This is a genomic window from Acinetobacter haemolyticus CIP 64.3 = MTCC 9819 (assembly GCF_000369065.1).
In the GTDB taxonomy this organism is placed as follows: domain Bacteria; phylum Pseudomonadota; class Gammaproteobacteria; order Pseudomonadales; family Moraxellaceae; genus Acinetobacter; species Acinetobacter haemolyticus.
Genome location: NZ_KB849803.1, coordinates 19,318 through 39,593 on the forward strand (window position 1 = coordinate 19,318; position 20,276 = coordinate 39,593).

Here is a 20,276-nt window from a genome sequence, read left to right on the forward strand (position 1 = left end):
AAAAAGCGGATGAAAGTTCATCCGCTTTTTTATTTAACAACAATCCCAGTTATAGAGCACCTTAGAGAAATCTCTTTTCTTCAAATCTTCTGGGTGAATAAAGAAATTCCCCACACCTGAATCTCCCCACATAATATCATTCTTAGCGTCGTCCGTATCAAGTTGGAAAAGCAAAATATAGTCTCGAATACTTTTGTTATAACCACGTGGATCACTTTGTGTAAAAAATGGATATCCGCCTAAACGATGTCCTGTTGAAGCAAATGTGTTGCTATATGCATCATAAAAGTCGTCGTCGTCAGATCCTATGTTGAATCCTTCATCCTCAACACTAATAGGTTGTGATGCTAATTCAAACTTAATTGAATATTGCCCAGTAAACGGCAAATAATCATCTTCACCGAATTGAACTTCTGAAAAATCTTGTTTTAATTGTGCTACATCTTCGATTATTCGATCAAAAAACAATACTTTAAAACTTGATTGCTGCTGTTGGTCATCGAAATTCATCCCATATAAATCATCTGCAGCGATATAAAACTGTAAAATACCTTTATCAGGAAAATTCGGTAAATTGGGGATTTCAGCGAAATTAAACTGCGCCAATAAAGCCAATCGATTACCATTGTCATCGGTTGGATAACTTACATCCAATGGTAAATAAGGCTGCCCTCCAATTTTACTTTGCCATAACGTTAACTCGTCGCTTAGCGTGAGTTTCATGGTGACAGTAGGTAACATAGTTGCTGAAATTTTTTCTAGATATGGATGCAAAATACTCGGTAAATTTTCAGGTAAAAGCTTCATTTTGTTGATTGTCCATGTCGTTATTTATAGAACTTAATATAAAACAAGCAGCTGAATTTATACATAGAGCTAACTTTATGATACGACAATTAATGACGTGCAATTGAACCATTATTTATCACATAAATTCTGCTAAGATTAGCCCGATAAAATTTGCGATTAGGAATTACGATGCGCACATACTTAGACCTTTTACAACATATCCTAGACAATGGTGGTGACAAGGGTGACCGCACAGGTACAGGTACACGTTCAGTATTTGGTCATCAAATGCGTTTTGATCTTTCTAAAGGCTTTCCATTACTTACCACCAAGAAAGTCCATTTTCGTTCCATCGTGATTGAACTACTGTGGTTCCTCAAAGGTGATACTAATGTTCAATATCTCAAAGACAATAAAGTCACCATTTGGGATGAATGGGCAACTGCCGAACAAACCGCTCGCTTTGATCGTCCAGAAGGTGAATTAGGTCCAGTGTATGGACATCAGTGGCGTAATTTTGGTGCAACTCAAAATGAGGATGGTAGTTATCAACAAAATGGTTTTGATCAAATCAAATGGCTGATTAACGAAATTAAAACCAATCCAAATTCACGTCGCTTAATCGTGTCTGGATGGAATCCTAACGAGGCTGGAAAGGTTGCTTTACCGCCTTGTCATACGCTATTCCAATTTTTCGTACAAGATAATAAATTGTCATGCCAGCTGTATCAGCGCAGTGCTGATGTGTTCTTAGGTGTGCCATTTAATATTGCCAGCTATGCCTTGCTGACACATATGATTGCACAGGTTTGCGGTTTAGGCGTCGGTGATTTTGTGTGGACAGGTGGCGATACGCATCTCTATGCGAACCATTTTGAACAAGCGAAATTACAACTTAGCCGTGATCCTCTACCGTTGTGCCAGCTTAAACTGAATCCAGAAATTACCGATATTTTTGATTTTAAATTTGAAGATATTGAAATCGTGGGTTATGAATCACACCCAGCAATTAAAGCACCCGTTGCAGTTTAAAACGATAAGAGAGCTCACTTATGGCATGGCAAGGCACAGAAGTTGTCCACGTAGTGGCAATGGATAAAAATCACTGCATTGGAAAAGGAAATGCCCTGCCGTGGCATATTTCTGCAGATCTCAAACATTTTAAAGCCATCACTCAAGGTGGTGTGGTTATCATGGGTCGTAAGACGCTTGAGTCGATGGGACGTGTATTACCGAATCGCGTGAATTGGGTGATTACGCGAGATCCATCTTGGCAATTTGATGGTGTAAAAATTGCGCATAGTATTGAGGAAGCTTTAGATGCTGCACTTACAGACGTACAACACTCTGAAAAAGCATCCTTATTTATTATTGGTGGAGGAGAGATTTTTAATCAAACACTTGCCATTGCTGACCGCCTAGAACTGACCCATGTAGATTTAGATGTTCAAGGCGATGCACATTACCCAAAAATCTCTGAGAATTTTCAAAAAGTGAACTCAGAACTACATACTGATGAAAAATCAAATATCGCCTTCGAGTTCGCGACTTACCAAAAATAAAATGGACTGCGAATTGTTATGCATGAGATTGGATCACGTGAGTTCTTCATTGGATTAGGGATATGGTTCTTACATAGTACCTTTACTCTTTTCGTGATCCTTTCCAGTATTTGGCTATGTTTAGCCTTATGGATACAGCAACCCCTTGGTCCGATCTTTAGTCGCATTATCATTATTCTTTGGGGACTATTCGCACTCAGTTTGCTTGGTTTCTATGTCAGCGGACATATTTTTAGTCGACGCACTGATATTCTGCTCTATTGTTTCGCGTTCGCTTGTTCTTTGTTATGGTATTTTTCTTTAGATGCACGTCAAGACCGCGTCTGGGATCCTGAGGTATCTGAGCAACTCAGCTATGAGAAAAAAGGCGATATTGTAAAGTTGCACAAGGTACGAAACTTTAATTGGTACCCCGATGGAAGTTATGACATTCACTGGGAGGATCGGACAATTGATCTGAACAAAATCACAGGAATTAATGTGATTGCCTCCTACTGGATGGGTCCCCAAATCGCACATACTCTCGTGAGCTTTGACTTCTCAGATCAAAAACCACTGGTATTCTCGATCGAAATTCGAAAAGAAAAAGGCGAATCTTTCTCTGCGATCGGAGGATTCTTTCGTAAATATGAGTTAAGCCTAATTGCATCCGATGAGAAAGATATCGTCTATACACGTAGCAATATTCGTAATGAACAGGTTTATTTATTCCCGATCAAAATTCCTGCTGCGGAACGTAAAGCATTATTTATTGAATATCTTAAAAAGGCAGATGAACTGCGTGCGGAAGCAAAATGGTATAACACCCTGACCAGTAACTGTACCACCTTAATCTTTGATATGGCACAAGCAATTAGCCAGCAAGCATTACCCAAAGATTACCGCTTACTGGCTTCTGGTTATTTGCCAAATTATCTACATGATCTCAAAGCACTGAATCAGAATTACAGCATGAAAGAATGGTATCAACTGGCACATATCAATCCACGTACCGAACAATATGCCAAACAACCAAATCAAAGTAGTGAATATTATTCTGAAGTCATTCGCGCAGGACTACCCAAAACTGAATAATTCTTCTGCTCACTTAATCAAACCTATCTCAATATTTACAAAATGATACGTAATATGCGGCTCAGATCCACGTTTATTAAGTTTAATTAAAATCATTAAACTCAAAGACTCGGATCTTTCATTTATGTTAAAACCATTATTAGCTTCTTGTACTTTGGCAGTTGCGATCATCATGACGGGTTGTACAACCACAGAATCTTTAAGCACCTCACCAAACGCATCACAGAAAGAAACTATCAATTTATATAATCGTACGTGGATTGCTACACACATTAACGGTATCGAAGTCAAAAGTAATGAGTTATCAATAAAACGACCTTCGATTCAGTTTGATGCTCAAGCTAAACGCTTTTTTGGTGCAGATGGTTGTAACAATATTCAAGGAAGCTTCGAAAGCCAAGGTGCTATTTTACGTTTAGGTGCTGTCGCATCAACCAAGATTGCATGTATTGGTAAAGACAACAATGACCTATCACGTCAATACGCAAATGCCTTAGCTGCAACTACAAACTACCAGCTGAAAGGACATGAACTAAAATTCCTAGATGCTTCTGGACAAGTTCTTGTAACTTTCGTTACGGTGGTTCAACCATTACCGTAATTCACCTTGATCAAAGTCACAGCCCGTTGCAAACACGGGCTTTTACTTTTTGTCGACATCGTTTACTTTAAAGGCATTCATAAAATTAGAAATTGGGGACTTAAATGCAACAAGCACTATTTGGTGGTGGATGTTTCTGGTGTGTAGAAGCAGTTTTTTTACAGCTCAAAGGCGTTGAAAAAGTAGTCAGTGGTTATGCTGGCGGTATTGTGCAGAATCCAAGCTATGAGCAGGTTTGCCAAGGTAATACTCAACACGCTGAAGTTGTGCTTATCGATTTTGATGAGCAACAAATCAGTTACACCCAACTTTTAAATGTGTTTTTTACCACCCATGATCCAACCACATTAAACCGTCAAGGCAATGATATTGGAACACAATACCGTTCTGTTATTTATTATTTCAATGAAGAGCAGAAACAACAAGCCGAACAGGTCATCCAAAGTTTAGAGGATGAAGGGCTCAACATTGTGACTGAACTAAGTCCTGAACCGACTTTCTATCCAGCTGAAGAATATCATCAAAATTTCTATGCCCGTAATCCTTCCCAAGGTTATTGCAACTTTAGTATTCCACCCAAATTATCCAAGCTACGCTCTAAGTTTTTAGATTTACTCAAAACTGAATAGCAATAAAAAAAGCAACTCGAAAGAGTTGCTTTAATTTTTCAATGATAGGCGAGGCGCTAGTTCTAGTTTTCACTAACGAAAGCAATATCACTCAATCCAGCTTCACTGGCACGCGACATGACTTGTGCAACCATGTCATATTTTGATTCTTTATCTGCACGTAACTGCACTGTCGGTTTTGTTGTTGCTTGACCCGCTTCTGCAAAGCGTGTTTCTAACTCATCCAAACTAATGATCTGAGTATCCCAAGCAACTTCACCTTTGGCATTAATACTAATCGTAATTGCTTTTGGTGGTGGATCGATAATTTCAGCAGTTGTTTTTGGTAAACTTAATGGAATTGATGGGTTTGCAACCGTTGCTGTGACTAAAAAGATAATCATCAATACCAACATAATATCGATCAGAGGAATGAGGTTCATCTCATTCATGCCACTGTCGTGGTCTTCACCCAATTGAAAGCCCATTTTAAGCTTGACCTCCAACTAAACTTTGTTGCGTTGCTTTAGCTTCAGTTTTTACCGTTGTCTCTTGTTGCAACATCGTATCGATAAGCAACAGATGTGCTTGATCTTGAAGTTCATGTGCCAAACCACGGTTAAAACGCATACAAATGTTGTAAGCCAATACCGCAGGAATCGCAACAGCAAGACCAAGACCCGTCATGATCAATGCCTCACCGACAGGAATTGCAACCTGCGCTAAGCCTGCCTGACCACTTTTACCAACAGCGACAAGTGCATGGAAAATCCCCCACACCGTACCGAACAAACCCACAAACGGTGCAAGTGAAGCAATCGTACCCAAGACTGAAACACCTTTTTCAGCTTGCGATTTTTCAGCAGAAATCTGACGAAGCAAAGCTTGTTCAGCAACCGCTTTACGCTGTTCAAAGGTGAGTGGTTGTAACTTTGCTTTCAGTGTAGCCAAAGCCTGAGCAAGCTGAGCATAAGCTTGTTGTTTTAATTGGCGTGTTCCTAAAATACGTAGGATAAAAATCGTCCACGTTGCAATCGACATTGCGAGAAGAACAAAATACAGTGTTTTACTTACTGCATCTGCATGTTGCCAATAAACTGAAAAGTTCATATACGAACTCCTGATTTAATCTGTCACAAGGACTCAAATTTATTAAGGATTAAGATCAAACGGTTGCTCTGCTCGAATTGGGTAAGCAACACCATTCTCCATATACGGTTTAAACTTTGCACTTTTCACAGCACGTACTACTTTTTCATCCAAAGCAGGTATGCCCGAACTGCGTGTCACACGCACATTGGTTACACGGCCTTTTTCATCCGCTTCAATCATAACCATAATGGTGCGTGCTTGGTTATCTAACTCTTTAGGTGTGAAGCTAATTCTTGGAGATCGACTCCATTGTACACCTGAACCACCAATTGATACGGTTCTCGGTGACGGATCAGCTGCTGGCTGGGGTTTCGCCACCTCTTGGACTGGTTGTGGTTTTTCAACAACCTTTTCTTTTACCGTTGTACTAACAACAGTCGTTTCAGCCTTGGTTTCAACTTTTGGTTCAGTTTTTTGAATCACTTGCTTCGGTGCTTCAGCCTTAACTTGTTGCACTTTCTCAATTTTCTTTGGAGGTGGCGCAACAGGTTTTTCAACGACCTTAACCTCTTTTACCTCTTTTTTCGGTTCAGGTTTAGGGGTCTCTTTTGGCTTAGGAGGCTCAGCTTTTGGTGGTTCTTTAATCTTAACGAATTTGACTTTAAGCGGTTCTTTTTCGATTGGTTTTAACTCAATCGTTTTGATGTGGCTAACTGCCCACAAGACTCCCACATGTCCAATCATAACTGCAACTAAAGCAGTGATGATTTTCTTTTTCATCGGGTTTGGTGTGTTAAATGATGCAGGAGATGGACTCATAAGAATCTAAGTACCTATATAGATGGTGTTAGTCTAAAAAACGATTACACACATCGGATAGAACAATTAAAGTGCCGTAATAATAAATGAGAAGTGTTTTCATTTGCAACTGTTTTTTTGTGAATATACTTCAAATCACTGATAAGCCACACAAAAAAGTAACGTTATAATATAACAACACATTCACATAAAAAAAGTATGCCTAAAAAAGCATACTTTTAAAGTTTTTGATCGCTTATTGAAACACAACCGTTTTATTGCCATCAACAATCACACGGTCTTCAAGATGCCACTTTACCGCACGTGCCAACACATTACGTTCAACATCTTCACCTAACTCACGTAACTGCTCAACATTGTAGTCATGGCTCACACGCTCAACATCTTGTTCAATAATTGGACCTTGATCAAGATCAGCAGTCACATAATGCGCTGTTGCACCAATCAACTTCACCCCTTTCTCATACGCTTGCTTATATGGATTTGCGCCCACAAAAGCAGGTAAGAATGAATGATGAATATTGATAATTTTCATTTCCCATTGAGAAACAAAGTCTTCACTCAATATCTGCATGTATCGCGCTAAGATCAATAAATCATTGCCTTGCATCATGTCATTAATTTGTGCATAAGCTTCTGCTTTATTGTCTTTATTCACCGGCACAACATGGAATGGAATCCCAAAATTTTCCACTGCTTCACGTAAGTCAGGATGATTTGAGATCACCTGAGTGATTTCACAAGCTAATGAACCGCGTGCATGACGCCATAATAGCTCTAACAAAGCATGATCTACTTTAGAAACCAAAATGCCGACTTTCTTTAACTCACCAACAAAATTTAGTTTCCACTGCATGCCATAACGTTCAGCAACATTTGCCGCAAAGGTTTGCATCAATGCTTCTTTACGTGATTGTAAATGATCCAACTCAAATTCAACACGCATAAAATAACGTCCGCCTTGAGCTTCTGTTGCGTACTGATCAAGTGCGGTGATGTTTGCTCCCTGATGATACAAAAAGCTCGATACAGCTTGCACAATCCCTGGCTTGTCTTCACAAGTAATCAGTAGTCGTGCTGTATGGGCAGTAGTCGTGTTCATGTTGTTAATTCACTTATTCGAATCAAATTAAAAAAATCAAGCCGAGCATTCTAACGCTTTTTTGCCTACGACTAAATAGCTAGTCACAGATGATCATCATCATTTTTAAGATTCGATCAGCTAGCAAATAACTCTGAAGGTCCAAGCGATTGCAATAATTGCTCATAGGTTTGACGACTTTCACCCATTAAATATGGTCCTTCTAAGAACACCATTTGTCGCAATGCTTGCCAGACCCATTTTTCTTCTAAACGATTGTTGTCACTAATATGACCCGACATATATAAGAAGTTGGTCCAGTTGGTCAGTACGATCCACAAGTTAATGATCAATGCCTCAATTTCTGAGTCAGTCATTTTCATCAATCCTGCATCCACAAAGGCACGATAAATTTTTTGTCCTTGCTGCATGACCTGCCCTGCAAAGCGAGGGTAAATCTTTCTAAAGTCTTCATTATTTTCAACAAGATGGTAAACATCACGATGAATAAAACGATAAGCCCAAAGCTGGTTACTTAATACCTGAAAATAACTAATTTTATCATTGGCATTGAGAGGACGATCATCAGGTAGCGCTAACATTTCCAAAGTTTCAGCCTGATATTGCAATGCTAGTTCTTTGATGATTTCTTGCTTATTACGAAAGTGATAATACAAGTTGCCTGGGCTAATGCCGAGTTCAGCCGCGATATGATTGGTTGTGACTGAACGTTCACCACGCTCATTAAATAATTGCAAACTGATTTGCAAAATTCTGTCTTTGGTTTTGTTTGGTTTAGCATGCGACATTGAATTCAACCATCTATAACATTATCAATAGGTTATAAAACAAGCCCATAAAAGCGACTTGACACTTTAGAGTATTTACTCTAAAAATTAAAAAGTAATAAGATTTCTTTTGGTCTACTCCTATGAACAGTCAAACAAAAACAACCGCAATGACACCTCATGTTGACGTGCAACGATTACATGATTTGCTTGAGCAACAAAAAGTAGCTTACCAACGCCATCCTGTACCAAGCGCAAAAGAACGTATTGAACGCTTGGCTCGATTAAAAAACATCTTGGTAAAATATCAAGATCAATTTGCGGATGCAATTAGTCAAGATTATGGCAATCGTGCCGTTATGGAAACCAAAATTGGTGAAGTTCTAACTTGTTTAGAACATATTAAGTACTATAGCAAGAACTTAACCGAGTGGATGAAGCCCTCTAAACGCCATATCAGCATGTTACATCAACCCGCAAAAGGTTGGGTACAGTATCAACCACTCGGTGTAATCGGAATTATTGCACCGTGGAACTATCCACTATTGCTTTCGGTTGGACCACTAATCTGTGCATTGGCTGCGGGTAACCACGCCATGATCAAAATCTCAAGTGCCTCATCTAATTTTGGATATGTACTTGAAAATGCACTTTCAGAAGCATTCCCTCAAGAACTTGTCGCAGTTGTAAACGGCGGCGGTAAAATCTCTGATGCGTTTAGTCATTTACCATTCGACAAAATGATTTTCACTGGCTCAACCTCTGTCGGAAAAACAGTGATGGCTGCTGCTTCTCAAAATCTCGTACCTGTGATCTTGGAACTCGGTGGTAAATCACCTGCGCTTGTACATTCTTCCATGAATATTCGCGATGTGGCACAACGTGTTGCTGTTGGTAAATTGTGGAATGCAGGTCAAACCTGTGTCGCACCTGATTATATGTTCCTTCCTAAAGGAAAAACTCAAGAGTTCACCAAACATTATCAAGACTTTGTGAATAGCATGTATCCAACACTTGCTGATAACAAAGACTTCACCTCGATTGTGAACGATAAGCAATACAATCGCCTCCAAGGCTATCTTGAAGATGCTCATAAGCAAGGTGCAACCATTGTTGAATTAAACAATAACAATGAATCTCTCACTGAAGCACGTAAAATTGCACCGACATTAGTCACAGGTGTAACAACTGACATGGAAATCATGAAGAATGAGATCTTTGGTCCAATTCTTCCGATTTTAGAATATGAGCAAATTGAAGATGCACTGCAATTTATCAATAGCCGCCCTCGCCCGCTCGCATTCTATTATTTTGATGTCGATAGCGCTCGTGCTGAATATATTGCGGGTCGTACCCATTCTGGACATTTCGGGATCAACCAAGTCTTAACTCATGTTGCTCAGGATGACTTACCGTTTGGCGGTGTTGGCGCATCAGGTATGGGTAAATATCATGGTAAAGAAGGCTTCTTTAGCTTCTCTCATGAACGCTCAATGATGTCAAATCCAGTCAGCCCTAAACTTTATAGTCTGAAATTTATTTTACCTCCGTACAATAAAGCAGCACACAAACTGCTTTTGAAAACACTATTCCGTTAAGATGATCAAGGCATGATCTATCACACGAGATCATGCCGAGTTTTTACCAAATTCGCTTGTCTTTTAATCGTATTTTTGGTATAAAACGCCCCTTGAATGATTTCATCCGTTTACTTGAATGGCTAGTTGCACGAAACCGTGCTATATGAACTAGCAATGGAGTTCACCATGTCTAAGGTTTGCCAAGTTACCGGCAAGCGTCCTATCGTTGGTAACAACGTATCGCACGCAAACAACAAAACCAAACGCCGGTTCGAGCCGAACCTGCACCACCACCGTTTTTGGTTAGAAAGCGAAAAGCGTTTTGTACGTCTTCGTTTAACCACTAAAGGTATGCGTATTATTGATAAATTGGGTATCGAGAAAGTTGTTGCTGATCTCCGTGCTCAAGGTCAAAAGATCTAAGGAGTCTGAACAATGCGTGATAAGATTCGCCTCGTTTCTACAGCTGGTACAGGTTATTTCTATACCACTACTAAGAACAAACGTACTATGCCGGAAAAAATGGAAATCAAAAAATTTGATCCAAAAATCCGTCAACACGTAATCTTCAAAGAAGCTAAAATTAAATAATTTTAGTTCTTTAAAAAAACGACTTCTATTGAAGTCGTTTTTTTTGCTTAACATTTCTACTCTGCATCTATTGCTATGAAACTCAGAATACCGCTCAAAGTTAGAGAAAATTTACATAATTTTTTTTGATAATTAAAAAAATTGACATCAACAAATCCGATTTTACTTGTTACAATTTATTCGAAATTTTCTTGGCATGTTTTATGCTCATTTATTTATACCTTAACCGCAATGATTAAGGAGCAACAATGCCACATGACGTTGGTTTAATTATATTACTTGCTGCTGGTTTTGGTTTGGCGCTGGTTTTTGGCTTTATCGCAGCACGTTTACGCCTACCTCCTTTAATTGGTTATCTTATTGCCGGGATTATTATTAGCCCGAACACCCCAGGCTTTGTGGGTGATATGAAACTCGCAAATCAACTCGCCGAACTTGGAGTGATGTTTCTCATGTTCGGCGTGGGCATGCATTTCTCGATCAATGACTTATTACAAGTTCGCCGAATTGCTTTACCTGGTGCAATTTTACAGATCACTGTAGCCACCTTGCTTGGTATTGGTGTGTCTATGTACTGGGGCTGGGACTTTGGAGCTGCACTCATTTTTGGTCTCAGCTTATCGTGTGCGAGCACTGTCGTTCTACTTAAAGCCCTAGGAGATCGAGGTTTACTCGACTCGGTCAACGGCAAAATTGCCGTGGGTTGGCTTTTGGTCGAAGACCTGGTTATGGTTTTAGCTTTGGTACTACTACCTGCTGTTGCTGTATTACTCGGTGGGCAAGCCCTGCATGGCACAAATCCTGAACAGAGTATCTGGGTCACAATTGGCTTAACACTTTTAAAAGTAACGGGCTTTATCGCTTTCATGCTGATTGTAGGTAAGCGCGTTGTACCCATGATCATGCAGTTTGTTGCTCGTCTTGGCTCACGTGAGTTATTTACCCTAACGGTTGTGGCTGCCGCAGTTTCGATTGCTTATGGCTCTTATGCGGTATTTGGTGTCTCTATGGCACTGGGTGCTTTCTTTGCGGGTATGGTGGTCAAAGAGTCAGACTTTAGTCATCGTGCTGAAGAGGAAACACTTCCTCTTCGTGAAATCTTTGCCATTTTGTTCTTTGTTTCGGTCGGGATGCTATTCGACCCAAGCATCTTGCTCAAAGAACCACATCATATTCTCGCAGTTGTTGCGATCATTATGATTGGTAAAACGCTTGCAGCGATTGCTCTGGTTTTGTTTTTCCGTTATCCCCTCAATACAGCTTTAACAGTCGGTGCAAGTCTCGCACAAATTGGCGAATTCTCATTTATTTTAGCAACCATGGGGGTCGCACTAGGATTACTTACGCTCGAAGCACAAAATCTTATTTTAGCGGGAGCTTTGTTCTCGATCACATTAAACTCTTTTGTGTTCTCAGCAATTGAACCGACACAACGCTGGATTCGTCAACGTTCGCATTTAGCACGCTTGTTAGAGCGTAGTGGTGACCCGCTTGCCATGCTTCCAGATGAAGTAGATCAAGAGTATTTACGTGATCAGGTCGTGATTATCGGCTATGGCGGTGTTGGACGTCGTATTACGGAGAATCTCATCGCACAAGATATCAAAGTTGTGATCGCAGAGGAAAACCGAGAAATAGTAGAAAAGCTAAGAGCTGAAGGTGTTGCTGCGGTTAGTGGTGAGGCAACCGAACCAAATGTATTAATTCAAGCACACATACATCATGCTCGTTTGTTGGTGATCTCACCAATGGATATCTTAGATATTCATCGCATCGTCGATATTTCTAAAAAGCTTAATCCGAAAATTCAAGTTCTCATCTGTGCTGAAAGTAAAGAGGAAGCAGCCGTTATTCGAGAGGAAAATATTGGTGAGGTGTTCTATGCTAAAGAAGAAATGGCAAAGAATATGAGCCACCATATTCTCAATCAAATCGAACTTGCCCATCACCCTGTTGGACATTAATTCCTAAAACATAAAAAAGCGTACTTGAAGTACGCTTTTTTTTGCTTTGATCAGCTGAAATGCTGTGGTTGTTCATCCACCACTTCAGCTTGCCATTGATTCATCTGTTTTTCCAACAGACCAAAGAGCGCCGCTTGTATCATGTGTTGTGCGACAGTAGGTGTTTGATCACCGAGTATTTGTTTCACTTCTTCGCTAAATTGAATTTTTACTAAAGGTTCATTCTCAGAACCTGCATTACGCAAAGCAAGTACACCACCTTCGAGTTGAACTAATTCGAGAACGGCTTCTTGATTACCAAATAATTCTTTTAACTGCTGCATTGACATATAAGTTCTCCATGCTTCAACCATGGTGGCAAAACACAACTGTGCTTTACTCTCTCACGTCTTATTTATATAAGTACGATGTGCATAGATTTCAAGTATCTCACTGCTAAGACTTAAAACTCAACCATTTCATTACGAAAACCATCAATTAAATGGCTGAGTTCACGATGCCATTCACGCAAGATTTTTACATCGGGTAACCATGCTTGAGGGCTTTGCGTAACTTTAATAATCAGATTTGAAGAAGTCTCATTTTCAGGTTCAGGCGCAGTCGGCTCAGGGGCATATTGGCACATACGGTAAGCTCGTTTTAACTCAGCAATAAAACCATCTTTTGCTAATTGTTGTAACACCGCAACTTCAGGTGAAACTTGCCCCTTGTCAGCCATATGCTCTTCAATTGACTTGAAAGTTGGTTGCAAATCATTCAGTCGATAATAACGTACCAATTCTTGTAAGAACGCTAAAATCGCACCATGTAAGTGAAATACAGCAGCTTCACGATGCGCTTGCACTTGTTGAATATGTTCAGTTTGCTCTGCTTGTTGACATGCGAGTCGAGCAAAATACAGTTTTTGATTGGTCCGATCAGCATGATAACGAGCAACACGAGACATAGATAAATCCCTATTTCAAATAATTTAAAGCATGATCGATTGTAAAACGAAATATGTGAGAAACAAATAGCCGAGATTACATCAAAGAAAGACGAGGAAGTGATTCCTTACGAATAATTTAAGCTTTATCGTCTGCAGCTTTCACTCGGATACCCACACCTTTGACACGTAAGGTATTTAAGCCTTTAATCGCTTTAACAGCTTCTCTAGGGTTGGTCATTTCTACAAAGCCAAAACCTTTAGATTTCCCTGTTCCCTCATCCTTAACTACGACACAAGATTCGACTTTGCCATATTGCTTGAATAACTCAAGGACTTCTGCATCAGTCACGGAACGATCTAAATTACGAACTAAAATTTTCATGCTAAAACCTAAAAAATGATTCATTTTTAAAGAAATGAATCAAAATAATTGAATATGCCTAGTTTAATCGAGATCAATACCAAAACCTAAACTTATTGCTGAGTTACGCTGCCAATTACTTTTATTAAATGACGATGGAACCTGACGATGAATCTGAACATCCACTAAATGTTGAGGTAAATCATTTAGAAAGTAGCTTTCTATCTTCCGTCCTAACTCATCATATTGATCTTGTGACCATAGATTTAAATTCTGTTTGGTCAAAATCAATTCATTTTCCGCACGTGTCAATGCCACATACAATACACGCCGTTCCTCTTCAACATCATCAAAATCACCTTGTGCTCTAGCGTGTGGATATTGATTTGGCGACACATGTGGGACGTAGCAGACCTTTTGCTCAGTTCCTTTCGCCGAGTGGATCGTAATCAGAGTCACCAAATCTTGATCAGGTGTTTTATCAATTTCTGAAACAGAGATTGGATCGAGGACATATTCTTCTAAAAACTCCCCGAGAGAACGATGCTTACGTGCCAATTGTTTAACCAAATCAAAATCTTTCGTACGACGAGACCAATCTTTGTTTTTATAGTTATTCTCTAATTGTTCATTGAGCGCATCAAGCGCCAAACCAATACAGGCTTCCACATGTTGCTGTAACACATCCAACTGCATCAAGATCAAAATCGCTTGTTGTGGAACTTTACCGTGGCGTTCTAAGCGCTGACAGCGAGCCTCAATATCAGGAAGCTGAATCAACTCTTGCGCTAATTTACTTGCACCGACATCACCCACCCCATCCCATAAAGTCAAAAAGCGCATCCAAGCCAAATCATCCTGTGGATTGACACTTACCCGCAGCAAGCTCAATACATCTTTGACGTGTGCAGATTCAAGCAGTTTTACCCCGCCAATAAAGCGGTAAGGAATATTAGCTGCGATCAATGCCCCTTCCAAATAACGCCCACTAAAACCAGAACGCAGCAACACCATGTGCTCAGACCACGCAGCGCCTTGTAGATGACGCTGATTTAAATCCTGAATGATCCAGTTCGCTTCCTCAAACTCATTACTTAAAATATGAAGTTGAGGTTTTAAGCCCTGCCCACGATAGGCTTTCAAATGTTTATCATATTCAATCTGACTTTGATCGAGTAACCAATTGGATAAATCTAAAATGCCTTGTGTCGAACGATAATTCATTTGCAAGGTCAGCACTTCTGCATCAGGCACACGCTCTTTAAAGTGATGAATATTTTCAAAATCCGCACCACGAAAGCCATAAATAGATTGCGCGTCATCCCCTACGCAGAATAATTTTACTTTACCGACCAAGGGCTGCAACAATGCCCATTGTAAAGGATTGGTATCTTGCATCTCATCGACCAAAAGCGCTGAGCAAAAACCTGTTACCCACGTCACCAATTCAGGTGAATTCTGCAAATGTACCGCCACGATCGCCAAAATATCATCGTAATCAAGGAAGTTTCGCTCTCGCTTACGCTGCTCATAAGCTTTCATGAGTTCAGTAATTTGTGCTTTATATTCGCTAGCTTGTGGTAACTGCGCCACCAAAGCTTCTGATAGTTTGGTCTTAGTATTTCGTGCATACGAGTACAAATCACACAGCTCAGCCGCTTTAGGCAGCACGTTTCCTTTATCTTTACCACGTAACAAACGAAACATCAGTAATTGATCATCTCGATCAATAATACTGAATTGTGTAAGACCAAAAGCGCGTGGATTACGACGTAATAAATACATACAAAAGGTATGAAATGTCGAAGCCCGTAAGCCCTTCGCCTGTGCACCCATATGTTGTTCAACACGCGTCACGATTTCACTCGCGGCACGACGCGTAAACGTGAGAATCTGAATCTGTTGAGCTGGTAGACCCTGATCAATTAAATACGCTGCTCTCGCCACAATAGTTTTGGTCTTGCCACAACCTGCACCAGCTAAAACCAAACAGTTTTGAGCGGCTGTTGTTGCAGCTTGTTGCTGTTGCGAATTTAATTCATCAATTAGCTTGGCAAGCGTCATAGAAATCGTCAATTAAAAATGAATTACTATTTTAGCAGACTAGAATGCTTCAATCCGCCCCACGACAAAACAAAAAGAGCATGTCAATGCATGCTCTTAATTTTAAAATGATCGCTTCACTCAGACAGCGGTTGAACTATGCGGTAATTGTTTAATCGCATTTGCAAAGGTGAGGTAATTAATTCCTTGGAATAGGATATCAATCGCAAGAAACATACCCAATACCCAAAAAGGCGATCCTGGCAACGACAAAATCAAGATACCAGTCAACAATGTCAATAAACCCGAAAACAAAATCCAGCCCCACCCAGAAAGCGGTTTTAGGATAAATGCATTAATTAAGCGAATCATGCCTGCAATAATTAAAGCAATCGCCAACAAATTCGTTAACACGACAGCCGTAATCACAGGTGTGGTAAAAGCAAAATAACCTGCAATTAAATACAATATTCCAAATATTGCCCATAACCATCGGGTTCCACCTTTAAATACAATAAATGCAGCACCCAAATGCATGACACCACTTAACATCATAAGCACACCAAATAATAGAACGGCGGAAAGGGTTGCAAACGGTAAAGCAGCTAAAAGAATGAAGCCAAAGACAACCAATAAAATGCCTAATAATAAATACCATTTACGATCAGCGTGCAGCTGATTACGAATCAAATCATTACCCACTGTTTTCATATTTATTTACTCTTTTATCATCAATGTTATATCTCTATATTGAGCAAATTTTCCATCAAACTCTGTATAAGGCATGTTGATAATTAATGAAAGAATGTCAGAAAAAGCAGGCTTTTATTGCATCATTTTTCTTTAAGTAAGCGTAATCCAGCAGGTATGGATAAGTCAGAACTTATCCACAAATTACTTGATCCAGCCAATTTCTTGTGCAGTCAGTGCACTGATTATGGTTTGCTCCAAACCATTCGGCATTTTACTTTTATGCTCTGATAGCGGGATTCGTCCACCCATAATTTCAGCTTGTGTTTGTGGATATAACGGCTGCTGTTCTGGTTGTGCATATCCAATTGGGAAAAGTGGCTCTCCAGTCGCTAAATTGTATTTATCAGTTGCACCGAATCCATGAAGTAACTCATGCACAATGACCACATTATTTTGTGCAGCTTGTCTATCCGAAGCAAATAAGTTCACTGAACCAATCCGACCACGCTCTAAAGCAGTTGAATGCTTCAGTTCATTGCTTTGCTTAGGATCATGGAAGTTTAAATACAGCGTTAATGTCGGTGAACCATCAACAGATTGATGTTGTTTCCATGCATAAAAACGAAATTTTAAACTCCATAAAATATTATTCAGAAGGCTTGGTTGTGCTGGCACTTGAGGCGGTTTTTGACTCAATTGACGACCAATCTGAAGCATAAAATAACTACTTTGCCCACGATACGACTGACTATTTTTTTCCAAATAATCTTTAATCTCAGCAAAGTCACGCAATTGTAATTGCTCAATATACTGTTGTGTCGTCACCATCCCATCCGCATTAATCGGATGTAGCAGTAGCATGATTGGCTGATTCCAGTCTTGATTTTGATCACGATATGCATTGACTGCGACAATCAATAACACCATCAGTAAACAGACGACTCGAATATTTTTCCACATGTACTCCCCCTTCAACTAAATCTTATCTATTTTTTATTTTGGCTATAAAAAATGCTAGCGATTGCTAGCATTTTGATGATCTCAGTTTTTAAGCCTCAACCCATTTCCCATCTTGGAACACCAGACTCCATTTGGTCTGCTTCCCTTCCAAAGTTTCAGAACCCACATATTGTACTTGGTTCTTACGGCTAAACTTCACCACTGTCGGATTCCCTTCAGGGTCTACATCTGGTGCTTGTAATAAGAACTGATATTTAGCGTCCAGTTGATCTGCAACGCTCCGTAATTCTGCAACCTTTGGCGCACGTGTTTCACGAATTTTCGGAAATTTACTTGCTGCCAAGAATAAACCAGCAGCACCATCACGCAGTACAAAGAAGTCATCATGCTTGGTTGAGCGTAAGTGCTCCATTTTAATCGGATCTACGCGCGGTGGCGCAGGTTGACCACTCTTCAAGACCTTACGAGTGTTGTCACAGCTAGTACATGCGAAATAAGGACCAAAACGTCCAGTTTTAAGCTGCATTTCACCATCACATTTATCACAAGGAATGGTTGGGCCATCATAGCCCTTGATCTTAAATTGCCCTTCCTCAAGCTCATAACCATCACAGTCTGGATTATTACCGCAGACATGAAGCTTACGTCCACCATCAATCACATAACTATCCATTGCTGTACCACATTTTGGACAACGATGTTTAGACATGAGATCGGCTGTCTCAGCGCCATCATCATCCGATAGCGCAGCTAAAGACTCAACTGGGGTTAAATTCAATGTTCCCTTACAACGCTCTTTCGGTGGCAAGTTATAACCTGAACATCCTAAGAATACACCTGTTGTTCCTGTACGAACTTGCATCGGACGAGAACATTCAGGACAAGCAACATCCGCGACTTCAACTGGCTGATTACGGCGCATACCGTTTTCGCCTTGCGCATTGGTCAAACGCTTTTTAAAGTCACCATAGAATGTATCTAGTAGCTCCTTCCAATTTCGCTCACCCACAGCAACACGGTCTAGCTGGCCTTCCAAATCAGCGGTAAATGCATAATTCATCAGGTTATTAAAGCTTTCATCAAGGCGGTCCGTGACGATTTCTCCCATCTTCTCAGCAAAGAGACGACGATTTTCCAACTTCACATAACCACGATCTTGAATAGTTGAAATGATCGCTGCATAGGTTGATGGACGACCAATGCCTTTTTTCTCTAATTCCTTAACCAACGATGCTTCTGTAAAACGTGCAGGTGGCTTGGTAAAATGCTGACTCGGATCAAGCTTTTCTAACTTGAGCACCTCACCCACTTTTACAGCCGGCAGTAATACATCATCGTCTGATTTGTTTGCACCACGAACTTTGGTAAAACCATCAAAAACTAAGGTACGACCTTTGGCTTTAAGTTCAACATCAGCCGCTTGAACCGTTAACGTTGAAGATAAATACTCTGCTGGTGTCATCTGACAAGCCACAAACTGACGCCAAATTAAATCATATAAACGCTGTGCATCTCGTTCAACACCTGCAAGCTTATCCCCTGTCAAGCCAACATCAGATGGACGAATGGCTTCATGGGCTTCTTGCGCTCCCGCTTTATTGCCATAACGATTTGGCTTAGCAGGCACATATTTTTCACCAAAGTTTTGTTGAATATGATTACGTACCATATTCACGGCGTCATCGCTCAAGAAGGTTGAATCGGTACGCATATAGGTAATAAAACCACCCTCATACAAACGCTGCGCCAACATCATGGTTTTCTTTACTGAGAAACCTAAACGTGTACTAGCCGCTTGCTGTAAGGTTGAGGTGATATATGGTGCACTTGGATTAACCTTGGTCGGTTTATCTTCACGTAATGCGACTTTGTATTCAGCATCTTTTAATACGCTTAATAGCGCATCTGTTTCAGCTTTATTCTTGAGTTTAAGCGTTTTACCTGCTTGTCTAACGGCTTCTAAACGGATGTCGTCTTTTTTAGACAACGTATCCGCAAAGACTTGCCAATATTCTTCTGGGATAAAAGCACGAATCTCACGCTCGCGTTCGACCACTAGTTTGACCGCAACAGATTGAACTCGACCTGCCGATAAGCCACGGGCAATCTTTTCCCACAGCAATGGTGAAACCATAAAACCAACAACACGGTCAAGGAATCGACGAGCTTGTTGTGCATTGACACGATTTAAATCAAGACGTGTTGGCTGCTTAAAGGCTTCCTGAATCGCATTTTTGGTAATCTCGTTAAAGACCACACGATGATAACGACTGTCATCACCACCAATCACTTCTCTTAAATGCCAAGCGATCGCTTCTCCTTCTCTATCCAAATCCGTTGCGAGATAGATTGCGTCAGCATCTTTAGCAAGTTTTTTAAGTTCAGCGACTACATGCTCTTTACCTGGAAGCACTTCATAGTGTGCAATCCAATCATGTTCTGGATCGACACCCATACGATTAATTAAGGCGGATTGTGCTTTTTCAGCTTTTTGTGCTTCCGTTAATTTAACACGCGTTGCAGGCTTCTTTTCGGTGGATTTTGCCCCACCTCCTGTCGGTAAATCACGCACATGGCCAACGGAAGACTTCACCACATATTGTGAGCCTAAATATTTATTAATTGTTTTCGCTTTTGCAGGCGACTCCACAATCACTAAGGCACGTTTCTTTGCAGCAGATGCGGAAGCTGCTGTGCTTTCTGAAGCAGAGCGTGGAGTATTCGCCATAATAAATCGTTTTT

Annotated in this window: 22 protein-coding genes; 9 read left to right on the forward strand and 13 right to left on the reverse strand. The window is 40.3% G+C overall.

The window, feature by feature from the left end:
* Window positions 1-33: 33 nt before the first annotated feature.
* On the reverse strand, window positions 34-807 hold the full coding sequence (locus F927_RS08380; protein ID WP_004637830.1) for a YwqG family protein: 774 nt from the start codon (window positions 805-807) through the stop codon (window positions 34-36).
* A 171-nt stretch (window positions 808-978) separates the two neighbouring features.
* Here F927_RS08380 and thyA point away from each other — a divergent pair, with 171 nt between their 5' ends.
* The 5 genes from thyA to msrA all read left to right on the forward strand — a co-directional run bounded on the left by thyA (window position 979) and on the right by msrA (window position 4,655).
* A complete protein-coding gene (thyA, locus tag F927_RS08385) occupies window positions 979-1,821 on the forward strand; it encodes a thymidylate synthase (protein ID WP_005083621.1) in 843 nt (280 codons plus the stop codon).
* A 20-nt stretch (window positions 1,822-1,841) separates the two neighbouring features.
* A complete protein-coding gene (locus F927_RS08390) occupies window positions 1,842-2,351 on the forward strand; it encodes a dihydrofolate reductase (RefSeq protein WP_005083623.1) in 510 nt (169 codons plus the stop codon).
* 18 nt (window positions 2,352-2,369) lie between these two features.
* Entirely contained in the window at window positions 2,370-3,425 is a 1,056-nt protein-coding gene (locus F927_RS08395) for an Lnb N-terminal periplasmic domain-containing protein (RefSeq protein ID WP_005083625.1), read from the forward strand.
* A gap of 124 nt (window positions 3,426-3,549) precedes the next feature.
* Window positions 3,550-4,026, forward strand: coding sequence for an META domain-containing protein (locus tag F927_RS08400; RefSeq protein WP_005083627.1), 477 nt, complete (start codon window positions 3,550-3,552; stop codon window positions 4,024-4,026).
* Between the two features lie 104 nt (window positions 4,027-4,130).
* A complete protein-coding gene (gene msrA / locus F927_RS08405; protein ID WP_004637824.1) occupies window positions 4,131-4,655 on the forward strand; it encodes a peptide-methionine (S)-S-oxide reductase MsrA in 525 nt (174 codons plus the stop codon).
* 62 nt (window positions 4,656-4,717) lie between these two features.
* Here msrA and F927_RS08410 read toward each other — a convergent pair whose 3' ends face one another.
* From F927_RS08410 to F927_RS08430, 5 genes are all read right to left on the reverse strand, one after another.
* A complete protein-coding gene (locus tag F927_RS08410; RefSeq protein ID WP_005083629.1) occupies window positions 4,718-5,122 on the reverse strand; it encodes an ExbD/TolR family protein in 405 nt (134 codons plus the stop codon).
* Window position 5,123: 1 nt separating this feature from the next.
* Complete coding sequence (locus F927_RS08415; protein WP_004637822.1) at window positions 5,124-5,744, reverse strand: MotA/TolQ/ExbB proton channel family protein; 621 nt, start codon at window positions 5,742-5,744, stop codon at window positions 5,124-5,126.
* 42 nt (window positions 5,745-5,786) lie between these two features.
* Entirely contained in the window at window positions 5,787-6,545 is a 759-nt protein-coding gene (locus F927_RS08420) for an energy transducer TonB (protein WP_005083631.1), read from the reverse strand.
* 235 nt (window positions 6,546-6,780) lie between these two features.
* Window positions 6,781-7,647, reverse strand: a complete 867-nt coding sequence (gene purU / locus F927_RS08425) for a formyltetrahydrofolate deformylase (RefSeq protein WP_004637820.1) — start codon at window positions 7,645-7,647, stop codon at window positions 6,781-6,783.
* A 116-nt stretch (window positions 7,648-7,763) separates the two neighbouring features.
* Window positions 7,764-8,435, reverse strand: a complete 672-nt coding sequence (locus tag F927_RS08430) for a TetR/AcrR family transcriptional regulator (protein WP_005083633.1) — start codon at window positions 8,433-8,435, stop codon at window positions 7,764-7,766.
* Window positions 8,436-8,557: 122 nt separating this feature from the next.
* Here F927_RS08430 and F927_RS08435 point away from each other — a divergent pair, with 122 nt between their 5' ends.
* From F927_RS08435 to F927_RS08450, 4 genes are all read left to right on the forward strand, one after another.
* Window positions 8,558-10,012 (forward strand): coniferyl aldehyde dehydrogenase, encoded by a 1,455-nt coding sequence (locus F927_RS08435; protein ID WP_004637818.1) that lies wholly within the window; start codon window positions 8,558-8,560, stop codon window positions 10,010-10,012.
* Between the two features lie 168 nt (window positions 10,013-10,180).
* Complete coding sequence (gene rpmB / locus F927_RS08440) at window positions 10,181-10,417, forward strand: 50S ribosomal protein L28 (protein ID WP_004649871.1); 237 nt, start codon at window positions 10,181-10,183, stop codon at window positions 10,415-10,417.
* Window positions 10,418-10,429: 12 nt separating this feature from the next.
* Window positions 10,430-10,585, forward strand: a complete 156-nt coding sequence (gene rpmG / locus F927_RS08445) for a 50S ribosomal protein L33 (RefSeq protein WP_003654787.1) — start codon at window positions 10,430-10,432, stop codon at window positions 10,583-10,585.
* A 248-nt stretch (window positions 10,586-10,833) separates the two neighbouring features.
* Window positions 10,834-12,549 (forward strand): cation:proton antiporter, encoded by a 1,716-nt coding sequence (locus F927_RS08450; RefSeq protein ID WP_004637816.1) that lies wholly within the window; start codon window positions 10,834-10,836, stop codon window positions 12,547-12,549.
* 50 nt (window positions 12,550-12,599) lie between these two features.
* Here the strand turns inward: F927_RS08450 and F927_RS08455 are convergent, their stop codons facing one another.
* The 7 genes from F927_RS08455 to topA all read right to left on the reverse strand — a co-directional run bounded on the left by F927_RS08455 (window position 12,600) and on the right by topA (window position 20,262).
* The gene (locus F927_RS08455) at window positions 12,600-12,878 is read right to left on the reverse strand and encodes a hypothetical protein (protein WP_005083636.1); all 279 of its coding nucleotides are present in this window, start codon (window positions 12,876-12,878) and stop codon (window positions 12,600-12,602) included.
* Between the two features lie 113 nt (window positions 12,879-12,991).
* On the reverse strand, window positions 12,992-13,495 hold the full coding sequence (locus F927_RS08460) for a DUF6586 family protein (protein ID WP_004637814.1): 504 nt from the start codon (window positions 13,493-13,495) through the stop codon (window positions 12,992-12,994).
* A gap of 118 nt (window positions 13,496-13,613) precedes the next feature.
* Complete coding sequence (locus F927_RS08465) at window positions 13,614-13,859, reverse strand: RNA recognition motif domain-containing protein (RefSeq protein WP_005083637.1); 246 nt, start codon at window positions 13,857-13,859, stop codon at window positions 13,614-13,616.
* 63 nt (window positions 13,860-13,922) lie between these two features.
* Window positions 13,923-15,902 (reverse strand): ATP-dependent helicase, encoded by a 1,980-nt coding sequence (locus tag F927_RS08470; RefSeq protein ID WP_005083639.1) that lies wholly within the window; start codon window positions 15,900-15,902, stop codon window positions 13,923-13,925.
* Between the two features lie 120 nt (window positions 15,903-16,022).
* Window positions 16,023-16,592: an HdeD family acid-resistance protein gene (locus tag F927_RS08475; RefSeq protein ID WP_005083641.1), complete on the reverse strand. Its 570-nt coding sequence runs from the start codon at window positions 16,590-16,592 to the stop codon at window positions 16,023-16,025.
* Between the two features lie 183 nt (window positions 16,593-16,775).
* Window positions 16,776-17,534 (reverse strand): hypothetical protein, encoded by a 759-nt coding sequence (locus F927_RS08480; protein ID WP_005083644.1) that lies wholly within the window; start codon window positions 17,532-17,534, stop codon window positions 16,776-16,778.
* 88 nt (window positions 17,535-17,622) lie between these two features.
* Window positions 17,623-20,262 carry a type I DNA topoisomerase gene (gene topA, locus F927_RS08485; protein WP_005083647.1) on the reverse strand — a complete coding sequence of 880 codons (2,640 nt, stop codon included), beginning with the start codon at window positions 20,260-20,262 and terminating at the stop codon, window positions 17,623-17,625.
* Between the last annotated feature and the right edge of the window lie 14 nt (window positions 20,263-20,276).

Excerpts from the sequence above, each read along its gene's own strand:
- purU (WP_004637820.1), bottom strand. The coding sequence starts at position 7,647 with ATGAACACGACTACTGCCCATACAGCACGACTACTGATTACTTGTGAA.
- F927_RS08400 (WP_005083627.1), top strand. The coding sequence starts at position 3,550 with ATGTTAAAACCATTATTAGCTTCTTGTACTTTGGCAGTTGCGATCATC.
- rpmB (WP_004649871.1), top strand. The coding sequence starts at position 10,181 with ATGTCTAAGGTTTGCCAAGTTACCGGCAAGCGTCCTATCGTTGGTAAC.
- F927_RS08465 (WP_005083637.1), bottom strand. The coding sequence starts at position 13,859 with ATGAAAATTTTAGTTCGTAATTTAGATCGTTCCGTGACTGATGCAGAA.
- F927_RS08390 (WP_005083623.1), top strand. The coding sequence starts at position 1,842 with ATGGCATGGCAAGGCACAGAAGTTGTCCACGTAGTGGCAATGGATAAA.
- F927_RS08415 (WP_004637822.1), bottom strand. The coding sequence starts at position 5,744 with ATGAACTTTTCAGTTTATTGGCAACATGCAGATGCAGTAAGTAAAACA.
- F927_RS08475 (WP_005083641.1), bottom strand. The coding sequence starts at position 16,592 with ATGAAAACAGTGGGTAATGATTTGATTCGTAATCAGCTGCACGCTGAT.
- F927_RS08410 (WP_005083629.1), bottom strand. The coding sequence starts at position 5,122 with ATGGGCTTTCAATTGGGTGAAGACCACGACAGTGGCATGAATGAGATG.
- F927_RS08430 (WP_005083633.1), bottom strand. The coding sequence starts at position 8,435 with ATGTCGCATGCTAAACCAAACAAAACCAAAGACAGAATTTTGCAAATC.
- F927_RS08460 (WP_004637814.1), bottom strand. The coding sequence starts at position 13,495 with ATGTCTCGTGTTGCTCGTTATCATGCTGATCGGACCAATCAAAAACTG.
- F927_RS08420 (WP_005083631.1), bottom strand. The coding sequence starts at position 6,545 with ATGAGTCCATCTCCTGCATCATTTAACACACCAAACCCGATGAAAAAG.
- F927_RS08380 (WP_004637830.1), bottom strand. The coding sequence starts at position 807 with ATGAAGCTTTTACCTGAAAATTTACCGAGTATTTTGCATCCATATCTA.
- thyA (WP_005083621.1), top strand. The coding sequence starts at position 979 with ATGCGCACATACTTAGACCTTTTACAACATATCCTAGACAATGGTGGT.
- topA (WP_005083647.1), bottom strand. The coding sequence starts at position 20,262 with ATGGCGAATACTCCACGCTCTGCTTCAGAAAGCACAGCAGCTTCCGCA.
- F927_RS08480 (WP_005083644.1), bottom strand. The coding sequence starts at position 17,534 with ATGTGGAAAAATATTCGAGTCGTCTGTTTACTGATGGTGTTATTGATT.
- rpmG (WP_003654787.1), top strand. The coding sequence starts at position 10,430 with ATGCGTGATAAGATTCGCCTCGTTTCTACAGCTGGTACAGGTTATTTC.
- msrA (WP_004637824.1), top strand. The coding sequence starts at position 4,131 with ATGCAACAAGCACTATTTGGTGGTGGATGTTTCTGGTGTGTAGAAGCA.
- F927_RS08450 (WP_004637816.1), top strand. The coding sequence starts at position 10,834 with ATGCCACATGACGTTGGTTTAATTATATTACTTGCTGCTGGTTTTGGT.
- F927_RS08395 (WP_005083625.1), top strand. The coding sequence starts at position 2,370 with ATGCATGAGATTGGATCACGTGAGTTCTTCATTGGATTAGGGATATGG.
- F927_RS08455 (WP_005083636.1), bottom strand. The coding sequence starts at position 12,878 with ATGTCAATGCAGCAGTTAAAAGAATTATTTGGTAATCAAGAAGCCGTT.
- F927_RS08435 (WP_004637818.1), top strand. The coding sequence starts at position 8,558 with ATGAACAGTCAAACAAAAACAACCGCAATGACACCTCATGTTGACGTG.
- F927_RS08470 (WP_005083639.1), bottom strand. The coding sequence starts at position 15,902 with ATGACGCTTGCCAAGCTAATTGATGAATTAAATTCGCAACAGCAACAA.